Here is a 13,274-nt window from a genome sequence, read left to right on the forward strand (position 1 = left end):
AACACGGGACCGCAGCTTTCGCCACCAGGCACGGCCGCGTGGGTGCACCCGCAACACGGGACCGCAGCGTTCACCGCCGGGCGCAGCAGTGAGGCCCGGCGGGGGTCAGCGGTGGGCGGCTCGCCTTCGGTGGTGTGGCCGTGACTGGGCAGGGCGGCCTGGGCGTGGTGCACAGCAACGTCTGCGAGCCGCCATCACCACCACCCCCGTGACCGTCCTCGCCCCCGCGCGCCATTCCGACTCAAGCTTACCCGCGACCACCGACAATCCAGGCCCTCCGACCGAGTGCCTGTGGACAACTCAGATCGGACCGGCGAGCGCCTGCCACCATCCCGGGCACCTGGGACAGAAACCCCTCCGCGACCCCAGGATACCGAGGACCCCCGACCGGGTCAGGCCGACGCGCGTGCGAGCTGGTCCATCGTGTACTGCACGAGCCGCACCAGGACCTCCTTGCTCGACTCGCGTTCGCGGGCGTCGCAGCGGACGACCGGGACCGAGGGGTCGATGTCGAGGGCCTGGCGGACCTCTTCGACCGTGTGGTCCCAGGAGCCCTCGAAGCCGTTGACGGCGACGATGAAGGGGATGTGCCTGCGCTCGAAGAAGTCGATCGAGGGGAAGCTCGAGTCGAGCCTGCGGGTGTCGACCAGGACGATGGCGCCGAGGGCGCCGTGGGCGAGTTCGTCCCACATGAACCAGAAGCGGTTCTGCCCGGGGGTGCCGAAGAGGTACAGGACCACCTGCGGGTTGATGGTGATGCGGCCGAAGTCGAGGGCGACCGTGGTGGTCTCCTTGCCCTCGATGAGGCGCATGTCGTCGACGCCGACACTGGCCTCGGTCAGGACCTCCTCGGTCCGCAGGGGCGGGATCTCGCTCACCGAGTTCACCATCGTGGTCTTGCCGACGCCGAAGCCGCCCGCCACCACGATCTTGACCGAGGTGGGGATCACCAGCGTGTCGCTCACCTGTCAGATCCTCCGAATGCCATCGAGTACCGCCTGCAGGAGCTTCGTGTCGGTGATCTCCGTGGTCTGGAACATCGCCCCCGCGAGGACGTCACCGCGTTCGATCAGGTCGCTGATGAGGACCTTCACCACCACCAGCGGCACGTTGAGGTAGGCGGCGACCTCGGCCACCGACAGCGGCACCGTGCAGACCTCGATGATCTGCAGGTGTTCCGGGCTCAGCGCGGAGGTGTCCGACGGGGAGCGGGAGGCCCTGATCTGGGTCACCAGGTTGAGGTTCGGGGCGTTGGGGCGGGTGCGGCCCCTGGTCATCGCGTACGGGCGCACCAGTGGGCCCGCCGCCTCGTCGAACCACCAGTCCTGGTCCCCGGTCACCACGGCGCCACCGCCGGGGCGGCCGCCGTCATGACGGGCGCCTGCCGGGGACCGCGACCGGGGCGGCGGCCCCGCCGCGCGGTGCCGAGGCCAGGTGGGCGCCGACCCGCTTGACCAGCATGTTCATCTCGTAGGCGATCATGCCGACGTCGGCGTCCTCCTCGCCGAGGACGGCGAGGCAGGCGCCGCGGCCCGCGGCGGTGACGAACAGGAACGCGTGGTCCATCTCGACGATGGTCTGGCGCACCTGGCCGCCGTTGAACTGCCTGCCGGTGCCCCTGGCCAGGCTCTGGAAGGCCGAGGCCATGGCCGAGAGGTGCTCCGAGTCGTCCTTGGACAGCTCTGCGGAGCGCCCGAGCAGCAGTCCGTCCGCGGAGAGCACGACCGAGTGGCGGATGCCCACCACCCTGCGGACGAGGTCGTCCAAAAGCCAGTTCAGCTGCTGGTCCTGGCCGATCTTGTCGTTCACCGTGTGCTGTCCTTCCCCGTTGTCACACAACACTTCGACATGATCATCACTATCCCGTGGTCACCCACGGCACCGGTGCGTCACTGCCCGGTCCGGTCCTCGTCGGTGTCCTCGGCGCGCCGGGCGTCCCGGGTTCCGCGCTGGAAGGCCGACATCGTGTTGCGCACCCGTTCGGCGGTGTGCTCCCCGGCCTGCGGCAGCGGGTCGGCCTCCCAGTCCGGGACCAGCGGTTCGTCGCGGAGCTGGGGGGCGAGGTTCTGCTGTCGTTTGCGCCGCGGCAGCAGGGGGCGTTCGCCCTCCGACCGCGAGTGCCCGTTCTGCGTGTGCGACTGCCCAACTCCGTTCTCGACCGGGAGCGCGTCCGCGTGCGGGGTCTCCGGCGCTTCCTCGTCGGTGAGGGGCCACTGGGCGGCGTCGGGGTCCGCGGTGGTGATCGATCCCCCGTCCTCGCCCAGGGCGTCGGACCAGAACTTGTCGATCCCGCCCCGGTAGGGCGAGTCCACGGTCTCCACGGCGGTGTCCAGCGCGACGGCGGTGCCGCCGCCCTCCTCCGGTGCGCGGTCGAGCTGCTTGCGCGGCCGGGGGCTGGGGGTGTCGGATTCGGGCACGAAATCGACGTTCTCGGCGACGATCTCCGACGGGATGAACACCAGTGCGACGGTGCCGCCGTAGGGCGACTCGCGCAACTCGACGCGGATGGCCCGGCGCGCGGCCAGCCGGGCGACGACGAACAGGCCCAGGCGGGATTCCCCGCGCAGCGCCATGGCGTCGAACTCGGGCGGGTGGGCGAGCATCTGGTTGGCCTGCTCGCGGTCCTCGGCGGTCATGCCGAGGCCGTGGTCCTCGATCTCGACGACGACGCCGCCGGAGACCTGGGAGGTGTAGACCTCGACCTGCGAGCGGGGCGGGGAGAACGACGCGGCGTTGTCGACCAGCTCGGCGACCAGGTGGATGGTGTCGGCGACGGCGACGCCCTGCAGGGCGACGTCGGGCACCTGGCGGACGCGGACGCGGACGTACTGCTCGGTCTCGGCGACGGCGGCGCGCAGGATGTCGAGCAGGCGCACCGGCTTGCGCCACTGGCGGCCGGGCTGCTCGCCGGCGAGGATGATCAGGTTCTCGGCGTTGCGGCGGGCGCGGGTGGCGAGGTGGTCGAGCTGGAACAGCGCGTCGAGGTGCTCGGGGTTCTCCTCCTCGCGCTCCATCTTGTCGAGGATCTTGAGCTGGCGGTGGACCAGGCCCTGGTGGCGGTGGGCGATGCCGAGGAAAACGCGGTTGACGCCCTCGCGGGCCTGGCTCTCCTTCACCGCGGCGGCGATGGCGGTGTACTGCGCGGCGTTGAACGCGTCGGCCACCTGCCCGATCTCGTCGGTGCCGTAGTCGAGCGGGGGGACCTCGGCGCCGACGTCGACCCGCTCGCCCTGCCGCAGCCGGTCGACGATCCCGGGCAGCCGCTCGTGGGCCAGCTTCAGGGAGTCGTTCTTGAGTTCGTCGAGCCGGGTGACCAGGGCCTTGTTGACCAGTCGGCGGGAGATGCGGACGGCGAGCACGATGCCGGTGACCACCGCGAGCAAGGCGATCAGCGAGCCGACGATGACCTCGAAGAACTTGTCGTCGGCGCGTTGCAGGCCCAGGTCGACGCCGCCGGTGGCCTGCTGCCTGGCCAGGTTGAGGATCTGCTCGGAGGTGTCGTTGCTCAGCGCCTCCCAGTCCCCGGCGGAGATCGGCGGCACCGCCTCGTCGGCGTCGCGGCCGGAGACCCGGTCGGTGGGGACCAGGCCGATCATGGCGTCTTCGGCCGCGGTCAGCCGGGTCCAGGCGTCGGAGCCGGTGAGCTTGCGGTAGGCGTCCCGGACGCTGTCGGTCCCGTTGGTCGCCGCGGTTGCCATGGTGGCCCGGTAGGAGCCGACCAGGGTGGCGAAGTCGACGTGCCGGTCGGCGGTGAAGCCGCGGGCGGCGATGGCGGCGGAGGCCAGCGAGGAGGCCCGGGACATGCGGTCCGCGGAGCGGAAGAAGTCGGTCGCGGTCAGACCGGCCTGCACGACGACGGCGTCGGGGACGATGCGCGCCTGGGTGTCGAACAGGTCGGCGCCCGCGTCGAGGACGCTGTTGTAGTAGTCGTAGATCTCCACCTGGGTGGCCCGGCCCGTCTCGACCTGCGCGCGGCGCTGCTGCAGCGGGTCGAGTGCCTGGTTGAGGGCGGTGACCTTCTCGTTGACCTCGGCGGGGGCGCTGGTGGCGAGGGCGGTGAGGGCGGTGTCCAGGTCCTGGATCGCCTTGTCGGTGGTCTGCTGCTGCGCGGCGAGGGGGCCGTCGTTGGTGCCGGGGGCGCTCAGCGCGGTCATGGTCAACTGCCGCTCGCGCTGCAGCGCGGCGAAGGTGTTGATCGCCGGGATCGAGGCGTCCTTGACGCCGCTGGTCACGGCCTTGAGGTAGATGCCGTCGAAGACGGTGTAGGACGAGAAGACCGCCCACATCACCAGCAGGATGACGCTGGGCACGACGACGACACCGGTCAGCCGGGACCGGATCGTCGTCGGCGACTTGGCGGGCGCACCGTTCTTCAGCTTCACGGCTCTCCACGGTTCCTGGCCGCGGCACGCGGCTGCGCGCGTGTCCGCGCCCCGATCAGGGGTTCGTGCGGGGACGGGTGGGGGTGGTCCACGGGGGTGGGGCGGACCGCGGTGTGCCTTGTGGGCCCGGGTCCGCCCGGTGGCGGGGTGAGCCGCGGTGGCGCCGAGGGCGCGCGCCCGCAGGCGGCACGCTGGTCAGCGGCACGCGTCGCACGGACAACACCTCGCATCGGCACATCTGGTGTGCGTCTCGACTCTCACCTGTATTCGTACGCGCGCCCCCCAATGAGGTAATCGCCCTCACGAGTGAAACGCTGGACTGAACCATGATCCATCTTACTCAGAGCCAGTGTTCACCTGCGGTGCGCGAGGACAAAGCCTACCGGTTCACTCTTCCGTGAAAGCACCCGGTCCGACCCCTGAGACACCCGGGTGGCCGCTCACCCGCCTGGCGGAAACGCGGCACACCCTGGGCGACGAGCGCCGCGCACCCGGGCGTGTCGGGTACCCAGGGAATCTATTCAGGACATTTCTGGAACCACTCCGGAAACCCCGTGGGCCCGCACCCGGCCCGGGGCGGCCCGGTAGCGGTACCCGACGCCGCGCACGGCGAGGATGGGCGAGTCCCGCCCGCCCCACCCGAGCTTGCGGCGCAGCCGCAGCACCGCGAACTTCACCCGGTCCGGCCCGACCCCCGCCGGGTCGTCCCAGACCGCCGCGAGGAGCTGGCCGAGCGACAGGACCGCCCCCGCGTGCCGCACCAGGGTGGTGAGCAGCCGGAACTCGATGGCGGTCAGCTCCACCTCCCGCCCGGCGGCGGTCACCACCCGGGTCCGGTGGTCGACGCGCACCAGGCCGTCGTCGAAGACCCCGGCGGCCCCGCCCGCCCCGGCACCGGCGCAGCGGCGCAGCAGCGCCTCCACCCTGGCCAGCAGCTCCGAGCAGGAGAACGGCTTGGCCAGGTAGTCGTCGGCGCCCGCGCGCAGGCCGCGCACCTTGGCCGAGACGGTGTCGTGCGCGCCGAGCAGCAGCACCGGCAGGTCGGCGAGGTCGCGCACCCGCTCCAGCACCGACCAGCCGTCCACCCCGGGCAATTCCACGCCCAGCAGGACCAGGTCGGGGCGCACCCGGTAGAGCAGCCGCAGCGCGGACCGCCCGTCCGAGGTGGACACGAACTCGTGCCCGCTGCCGCCGAACAACCCCCGCAGCACCCGCTCGACACCCGGCTCGCCGTCGACGGCCAGTATCCGGGCCACCCGGCCACCCCATTCCCTCGGCGGCCCGCGTCCGCCCGGCCCGTGCCGGACCAAAGTACGACCGCACCCGACCGTCCGCACGGGACACGTCACCCGACCGGGTGGCCACCCCGGCGGCGGGCGCAACCGACCCGCAACCGAGCGGGCAACCGTCGCGCACCCGAGCCCCGGCAGGGTCGTCGCAGGCGACCACGCCCCCGGGGAGGAACACCATGCGCAGCAGCAGCCACGGCGCCACCACCGCCGCCGCCCTCGTCCTCGCCGCGGCGGTGGCGGCCACGCTGGACACCCCGGGTGCGACCGTGGCCCCCGGGGCCCCGGCGCGGGGCGCGGTCACCGCCGATGGCACCCGCGTCATCGCGAGCGCCATCCGGGCGGGCGGACCGGCAGCCGCGCCGCGCCCGACCACCGACACCGCGTGCACCGACCACTCCTACGCCCTCAACAGGTGGCGGATCAGCGGAACCCTGACCTGGTACTACAACGGCACGGCCGCCGCCCCCGCCGTCGCCGACACCGCGCTGCCCGCCCTCACCAGCGCCTCCGACACCGTCGCCACGGGCATCAACCGCTGCGGCGAACCCGCCACCTTCACCACGGTCCACGCCTACGGCGGCGAAGTCGGCGCCACCGCGCAGATCAGCGCGAACGGCCGCTGCACCGGCAACGACGGCAAGTCGGTCACCAGTTGGGGCGCACTGCCCCCGGGGGTGCTGGCCTACACCTGCACCTACGCCACCCAACAGGGCATCGTCCTCACCTCCGACACCCTGCTCGACAACCGCGCCCACACCTGGTTCACCACCCGCCCCCAGAACTGCGCGAACGCCTACGACCTGGAAACCACGCTGACCCACGAACGCCTGCACACGGCGGGACTGGCCCACGTGGACCAGACGGCGAACCCCGACCAGGTCATGACGCCCGCCTCACCCCCGTGCGAAACCAGCCGCCGCACCCTGGGCGCGGGCGACTACGCGGGCCTGGCCGCACTGGCGGCCCGGGGTTGAGCGGACCTCGGACCCACAAGCGCAGCCAGTCGACCGTCCACCACACCGGCGACCCGGCCACGGAGAAGCCCGGGTGGGTGAATGTGTCGGGCAGCGGAGCAATACAGCGAAGTGCACACGTTGTGCAACTTGCGTCAGCGGGCGCCGCCGCGGTCTGTACGAGTGCGGCAACGGGGGCACCCCAGGCGTAGGACACCGGCATCAAAGTGGTCACCGAGAGCGATATTGAGCAACAATAAGTGATATGGAACGTCAACCTTCCTCGCCGAGGCACGGGATGGCCTGATGTCGGCGGGGGAGCCAGCCGTAGCGCTGCACGCGGTGCTGGCGAAGCTGACGGCGGTACGGGAGTGCCTCGTCGTCGCGGCGACCGTGATCGAGCAGGCCGTGAGCATCATCGGCTACATGCCGACCTCCTGCGCGGCCGTGCTGGAGGAGCTGCGCGTGGTATGGCGGAGCGTCGCCGAGACCGAACAGCTCATCGAGGCCCACCTCGCCTCAGCGGAACACCCCGGGAACGGTACGCCGTCATCAGGTGCACCACAGGTTCCGTCGCAGGTGGGGCCGAATCCAACCCCGGCACGGCCACGACTGGCTCCATCTCCCGCCTCACCCGGGGTGGAGAAAAGCACGGCGACCGTTATCCGGTAGAAGCGGTGCCCTACTGCGATGATCTCCCGCCACGGGTGCGCCGGGGCACGGGCAACGTTGTCATCGTGGGGCACGCGTTGATCGACGGACGCGACTTCGGCACACTCACCGCGCACCGGTCGGATGGGTGGACTCAGGAAGTGGGGCAACGCTTGCAGACCTTGGACATGAGACAGGCCGTCCGCGTTGCGAACCACGTCGAGATGAAAGTGGTCATGGTGATGGTGAACAACCACGCCCACCACGGAAAAGTGATAATAAATCATGCTCCGTGCGGATCGGGCGACCCTTCGCAAGGGTGTCACGACTATCTGGAGAGCTTCCTGCCGGAAGGTCGGACGTTGACCGTTCTGGGTTCCGACGCCCAAGGAAATCCATTCAAGCGAATCTACCGGGGGAAAGCGCCGCTGTGACGACACCACTGACCCACAACCCGTTCCTGTTCTTCGCCATGATCCCGCCAGGCGTCGACCTGGTCGCCCAAGTCCGGGAACTCAACGACGCCGGCGTGGAGATTCCGTGGGCCTGGTCGCTGTCGCGTGAGCGGATCGACCTCCGCAACAGGGAACAGGGGGTGTTGACGTTCGGTGTCAACAACACGGTCGGGGTATTGGAATGGGGACTGAGCGCCGCAGCTTACGTACCCACCATCGGCACCAATGACGAATGGTCGGGCTACTACCTCGCCGGAATGGATGAGACCAACATCCCGCCCTACGCCGAAGTCCCGGTCGACACCGTCTATGCCGCTGTGGCCGAGTTCCTGACGACCGGGGAACGCCCGACCTGCGTGCAGTGGAAAGAAGCGGCTTCGCTGCTGTCGCAGTTTGAATGAGCAGCGCTGTGCTGGCGCACCAACGGACCCCCGTCGAACATGACGCGGGATTCAGCATCCTCGGCGCGATTGGCGACCCACTTGGTAGCGGCCCACCTGGGCGGTGGGGCATCTTTCAGCCCACCTGACACTCTGGATCGCATGATCGCCGTAGGGGTCGCCCCGGTGGTCAAGCAGATTCCCCCAGACGGGCAACACCGATAAATCCCGAGCCCTGGTCGCGCGGTCACGACGAAGCGCACTCGCCCCCTCAAAGCCCGGCGCCCGACAGTGCGTGCTCTAGCGCAAGGTCCCCAGGAACCGGGTCACCTGGATCTCGATGACCACGCGCTCGGGATTCGGCCGCGGTTCGCGGTAGCGCAGCGCGTACCGCCGCTCCGCGTCGGCCACCGCGGTCGCGTCCCCCCGGACCGCCGCCACTCCCTCCAAAGTGGACCAGCGGGCACCGTCCACCTGGCACACCACCGCCACCCCGCCGTCGCGGAGGTTGCGGGCCTTGCGGGAGGCGCCGTGGGTGATGACGCGGGCGGTGGCCGTCTCCGGGTCGTAGGTGACGCCGACCGGGACGACGTGCGGGGTGCCGTCGGGGCGGAGGGTGGTGAGCGTGCACAGGTGCCGCTCACCCCAGAAGGCGAGGAATTCGTCGCTGTGGGCCACCGGCCCAACCTACTCCGCGCCCGGTGGGGTGTGACGGGCGACAAGGTGGGGATGGTTGGCATGGGCAACGAAATCCGTTAGCGTAGCTAACCTAAAAGTCTTCCTCAGGCTGGAGGTACAGGGGTGCCCAAGGGACGCACGCGGACACTCGCCGAGCTGGGGCCTCGGTACAAGTGGGTCGCGCTGTCGAACACGACGCTCGGGCTGCTCATCGCCACGATCAACTCCTCGATCGTGCTGATCGCGCTGCCCGACATCTTCAAGGGGATCGGCATCAACCCGCTGGACCCGAGCAACACCGGGTACCTGCTGTGGCTGATGATGGGGTTCCTGGTGGTCACCGCCGTGCTGGTGGTGAGCTTCGGCAGGCTGGGCGACATGTACGGCCGGGCGCGGATGTACAACACCGGCTTCGCCATCTTCACCCTGTCGTCGATCCTGCTGGCCGTGACCTGGATGCACGGCGACGCCGCCGCCTGGTGGCTGATCTCGTGGCGGATCGTGCAGGGCGTCGGCGGGGCCTTCCTGATGGCCAACTCCAGCGCCATCCTCACCGACGCCTTCCCCGCCCACCAGCGCGGCATGGCGCTGGGCATCAACGGGGTCGCGGCGATCACCGGGTCGTTCCTGGGCCTGGTCATTGGCGGCGTGCTGGCGCCGGTCAACTGGCACTGGGTGTTCCTGGTGTCGGTGCCGTTCGGGGTCCTGGGCACGATCTGGGCGTACCTGAAGCTGCACGACACCGGCGAACCGAAGCACGCGCGGATGGACTGGTGGGGCAACACCACCTTCGCCGTCGGGCTGATCGCGGTGCTGGTGGCCATCACCTACGGCATCCAGCCCCACGGCGACAGCGCCATGGGCTGGGGCAACCCGTGGGTGCTGGCGGGCCTGATCGGCGGGGCGCTGGTGCTGGTGGCGTTCGCGGTGATCGAGACGCGGATCGACAACCCGCTGTTCGACCTGTCGCTGTTCAAGCTCCGCGCGTTCTCCTTCGGCAACCTGGCCAACCTGATGGCCTCGCTCGGCCGCGGCGGGCTCCAGTTCATCCTGATCATCTGGTTGCAGGGGATCTGGTTGCCGCAGCACGGGTACAGCTTCGAGTCGACGCCGCTGTGGGCGGGCATCTACATGCTGCCGATGACCGTCGGCTTCCTGGTCTCGGCGCCGATCTCCGGGGTGCTGTCGGACAGGTACGGCGCCCGGGTGTTCGCCACGGTCGGCCTGGTGGTCACCGCGGGCACGTTCCTGGCGCTGACGATGCTGCCGGTCGACTTCTCCTACCCGGTGTTCGCCACCCTGCTGCTGGTGAACGGCCTGGGCATGGGCCTGTTCTCCTCGCCGAACCGGGCCGCGGTGATGAACAGCCTGCCCGGGGACGCGCGCGGGGTGGGCGCCGGGATGACGGCCACGTTCCAGAACTCGGCGATGGTCCTGTCGATCGGGGTGTTCTTCGGGCTGATCATCGCCGGGCTGTCGACGAACCTGCCCTCGGCCATGGCCACCGGGCTCACCGCGCACGGCGTCCCGGCCGAGCAGGCCGCCCAGGTCGCGGCCCTGCCCGCGGTGGCGGTGCTGTTCGCGGCCTTCCTGGGCTACAACCCGATCGAGCAACTCCTCGGGCCGACGCTGTCGACGCTGCCCGCGGACCAGAGCGCGTTCCTCACCGGCCGCAGCTTCTTCCCGAACCTGATCAGCGGCCCGTTCTCCGACGGCCTGACCGTGGCGTTCGTGTTCGCCATCGTCGCGTGCCTGATCGGCGCGGTGGCCTCGTGGTTCGCCGTGGAGAAGCGGCGGGCCGAGCCCGCTGGGCACCACGAGACCGTGGGCGAGGAGCTGGCCGGGATCGCCGGTGAGCTGACCGCCAGCACCCCGGCCCGCGGATCGGACTGACCCGCCGGACCCCGACCGAGGCGGCCGTCCCCACCGGGGGCGGTCGCCTCGGTCGTCCGTGAGCGCGGGCAGCGGGGGCGTGGTAGTTCTCATGCGCACCCCCACCAGACCCGGGAGGCCCGGATGCGCACGGCTGTGATCGGCACGATCGACGGCGACGGCCTGGTCGTGGCCGACGTCCTGGACGACGGCGCGCTCGCCGTCACCCGCGCGCTGCCCGAGGTCCGGGAGCCGTCCTTCCTGCACCTGGCGGGCGGCACCCTGTACGCGGTGAACGAGCTGCCCGAGGGCACCGTGACCGCCCTCGACCCGACCGACCTCACCGTCCGCCGGACCCGCCCCACCCTCGGTGCCCAGCCCACCCACCTCACCACCCACGCCGGGCACCTGGTCGTCGCCCACTACCTCGACGGCACGGTCGGCGCGCACCCGCTGGCCGCCGACGGCACCCCCGGCGAGAGCAGCACCCGGTTGCGCCACGATGGCGCCGAGCCGCACGCCCACCAGGTCCTGCCCGACCCGTCGGGCCGGTGGCTGATCTCCGTCGACCTCGGTTCGGACGCGGTGCACACCCACCGGATCGTCGACGGCGCCCTCACCGCGCACGCCCGCTTGGACCTGCCGCCCGGCCTCGGCCCCCGCCACCTGGCCTTCCACGGCGACCGCGCCCACATCCTCGGCGAGCTGCGCCCCGAGCTGGTCGCCGCCGACTGGGACGCGGCCACCGGCACCTTCACCCCCGCCTGGGCGCTGCCGCTGCCCGCGGGCAACCAGCCCGCCGAGATCGTCCTGTCCCCCGACGGCCGCTTCGCCTACGCCACGCTGCGCGGGGACAACACCGTCGCGGTCGTCGACCTGGAGCACCGGGAGGTCGTGCAGGCCGTCCCCGTGGGCGGCGACTGGCCCCGCCACTGCGCCCTGGACGGAACGCACCTGTACGTCGCCAACCAGCGGTCGCACTCGGTCACCCGGCTGCCGTGGGACCCGGCGACCGGGCTGCTGTCGGAGCCGGTGGGCGAGACGCGCGTGCGCGGTGCGTCGGTGGTCGCCTTCCTGGGCTGACCGTCAATCCTTGCCGGGCAAGGGCGCCGGACCGTGAATCGCGGCCTTAACTGGGAAGGCGCCGCCCGGAACGCGAACCGGGGGCCCAAGGGCATCACGTTTCCGGAAGTGTCTTGACAATCCCGAGAACCACCCACCACTCTGGGGCGCAATGGTCTAAACCACTCGGTGGTTGTTCGGGAAGGGTGCCGCTCGTGAGGGTTCGGTCGAGATCTGCGGTGGGTGGGGTCGCCTTGGCGGCGACGGTGGCGCTGGCGCTGGCGGGCTGCGCCGGTTCCTCCGGCGGGAGCGGGGAGGCCGCGCAGTCCGGGCCCCGGACGGTGACGGTGTGGCTGATGAACGGCTCGGCGCCGACCACGCTGACCGACGCGCTGCACAAGGAGTTCGAGGCGGCGCACCCCGAGGTGACCGTCAAGTACGAGATCCAGCAGTGGAACGGCATCCAGGACAAGCTGACCACCGCCCTGTCGGGCAACGACGCGCCGGACGTGATCGAGATCGGCAACACCCAGGCGCCGAAGTTCGCCGCCGCGGAGGTGCTGACCGACCTGACCGCCGACGCGGGCGCGCTCAGCGGTGACCAGTGGCTGGCCAGCCTCAAGGCCTCCGGCTCCTGGGACGGCAAGCAGTACGCGATCCCGTTCTACGCGGCCAACCGCGAGGTGCTCTACCGCAAGGACATGTTCGAGCAGGCGGGCATCACCGCTGCCCCGACCTCGCGGCAGGAGTGGCTCGACGCCATCGCCAAGCTGCGCGCCACGTTCGGCTCCGACCCCGACTTCCAGGCCCTCTACCTGCCCGGCCAGAACTGGTACAGCCTGCTGTCGTTCATCTACGACGAGGGCGGCGACATCGCGAAGCAGGACGGCACGAAGTTCACCGCCTCCCTGGACTCCCCGCAGGCCAAGGCGGGCCTGGAGTTCTACAAGCAGCTCACCGAGGCTTCGGGCACCAAGGCCCCGAAGGACGCCGACGAGCAGACCCCGGAGCAGGCGGGCATCTACGGCGGGGGCAAGGTCGCCATGTTCGTCGGCCTGCCGTGGGAGGTGGCCACCGCGGCCAAGTCCGACCCCACCCTGACCGCGAAGACCTCGGCGTTCCCCATCCCGTCGAAGGACGCGGGCAAGACCGCCCCGGTGTTCCAGGGCGGCTCCAACCTGGCGATCCCGGCCAAGAGCGCGAACCAGGACCTGGCCAAGGACTACCTCAAGCTCATGGCGAGCGCGAAGTACCAGGCCGACTTCGCCAAGGCGGGCATGATCCCCGGCACCTCCTCCGACACCTCCGCCCTCGACGCCGACCCGGTGAACGCGGCGATGGCCAAGGCGTCCAAGAACGGCCGGTCCGTCCCGGCCACCCCGGGCTGGGCGGCCATCGAGGCGGGCCAGAACCCGCTCAAGGACATGCTGACCGCCTACCTGACCGGCGCGAAGGACATCGACGCGGCGACCTCCGACGCGAACGCCGCCCTGAACAAGGCGTTCGCGGGCTGACATGGCCGCGCCGACGACCCCGGTCGACCGCGCCG

At 70.8% G+C, this 13,274-nt stretch carries 13 protein-coding genes; 7 read left to right on the plus strand and 6 right to left on the minus strand.

All coding sequences use genetic code 11. The features are described from left to right. Positions 1-392: 392 nt before the first annotated feature. The 5 genes from UO65_RS03760 to UO65_RS03780 form a co-directional block, all read right to left on the minus strand. A complete protein-coding gene (locus UO65_RS03760; RefSeq protein WP_035278733.1) occupies positions 393-965 on the minus strand; it encodes a GTP-binding protein in 573 nt (190 codons plus the stop codon). A gap of 3 nt (positions 966-968) precedes the next feature. After that, positions 969-1,340, minus strand: a complete 372-nt coding sequence (locus tag UO65_RS03765; protein ID WP_308075389.1) for a DUF742 domain-containing protein — start codon at positions 1,338-1,340, stop codon at positions 969-971. A 28-nt stretch (positions 1,341-1,368) separates the two neighbouring features. After that, the gene (locus tag UO65_RS03770; RefSeq protein ID WP_035278738.1) at positions 1,369-1,809 is read right to left on the minus strand and encodes a roadblock/LC7 domain-containing protein; all 441 of its coding nucleotides are present in this window, start codon (positions 1,807-1,809) and stop codon (positions 1,369-1,371) included. Between the two features lie 80 nt (positions 1,810-1,889). Further along, entirely contained in the window at positions 1,890-4,382 is a 2,493-nt protein-coding gene (locus UO65_RS03775; RefSeq protein WP_035278739.1) for a nitrate- and nitrite sensing domain-containing protein, read from the minus strand. A 521-nt stretch (positions 4,383-4,903) separates the two neighbouring features. Beyond that, a complete protein-coding gene (locus UO65_RS03780; RefSeq protein WP_052020636.1) occupies positions 4,904-5,638 on the minus strand; it encodes a response regulator transcription factor in 735 nt (244 codons plus the stop codon). Positions 5,639-5,850: 212 nt separating this feature from the next. Between UO65_RS03780 and UO65_RS03785 the strand changes: the two genes are divergently transcribed. The 4 genes from UO65_RS03785 (at position 5,851) to UO65_RS03800 (ending at position 8,134) form a co-directional block, all read left to right on the plus strand. After that, on the plus strand, positions 5,851-6,648 hold the full coding sequence (locus UO65_RS03785) for a M10 family metallopeptidase domain-containing protein (protein ID WP_035278740.1): 798 nt from the start codon (positions 5,851-5,853) through the stop codon (positions 6,646-6,648). Between the two features lie 285 nt (positions 6,649-6,933). Beyond that, positions 6,934-7,299, plus strand: a complete 366-nt coding sequence (locus UO65_RS36545) for a hypothetical protein (protein ID WP_035278742.1) — start codon at positions 6,934-6,936, stop codon at positions 7,297-7,299. A 65-nt stretch (positions 7,300-7,364) separates the two neighbouring features. Further along, positions 7,365-7,712, plus strand: a complete 348-nt coding sequence (locus UO65_RS36550) for a DddA-like double-stranded DNA deaminase toxin (RefSeq protein WP_161784424.1) — start codon at positions 7,365-7,367, stop codon at positions 7,710-7,712. Next, entirely contained in the window at positions 7,709-8,134 is a 426-nt protein-coding gene (locus tag UO65_RS03800; protein WP_035278745.1) for an Imm1 family immunity protein, read from the plus strand. Before UO65_RS36550 ends, UO65_RS03800 begins: the two co-directional genes overlap by 4 nt. Positions 8,135-8,413: 279 nt before the next feature. Here UO65_RS03800 and UO65_RS03805 read toward each other — a convergent pair whose 3' ends face one another. Then, positions 8,414-8,791, minus strand: coding sequence for a PPOX class F420-dependent oxidoreductase (locus UO65_RS03805; RefSeq protein WP_035278746.1), 378 nt, complete (start codon positions 8,789-8,791; stop codon positions 8,414-8,416). A 123-nt stretch (positions 8,792-8,914) separates the two neighbouring features. Between UO65_RS03805 and UO65_RS03810 the strand changes: the two genes are divergently transcribed. From UO65_RS03810 to UO65_RS03820, 3 genes are all read left to right on the plus strand, one after another. Next, on the plus strand, positions 8,915-10,684 hold the full coding sequence (locus tag UO65_RS03810; RefSeq protein WP_035278748.1) for an MFS transporter: 1,770 nt from the start codon (positions 8,915-8,917) through the stop codon (positions 10,682-10,684). 123 nt (positions 10,685-10,807) lie between these two features. Continuing rightward, on the plus strand, positions 10,808-11,746 hold the full coding sequence (locus tag UO65_RS03815) for a lactonase family protein (protein ID WP_035278749.1): 939 nt from the start codon (positions 10,808-10,810) through the stop codon (positions 11,744-11,746). Between the two features lie 194 nt (positions 11,747-11,940). After that, positions 11,941-13,239, plus strand: a complete 1,299-nt coding sequence (locus UO65_RS03820; protein WP_233427430.1) for a sugar ABC transporter substrate-binding protein — start codon at positions 11,941-11,943, stop codon at positions 13,237-13,239. Positions 13,240-13,274: the final 35 nt, after the last annotated feature.

The organism is Actinokineospora spheciospongiae, from assembly GCF_000564855.1.
GTDB lineage: Bacteria > Actinomycetota > Actinomycetes > Mycobacteriales > Pseudonocardiaceae > Actinokineospora > Actinokineospora spheciospongiae.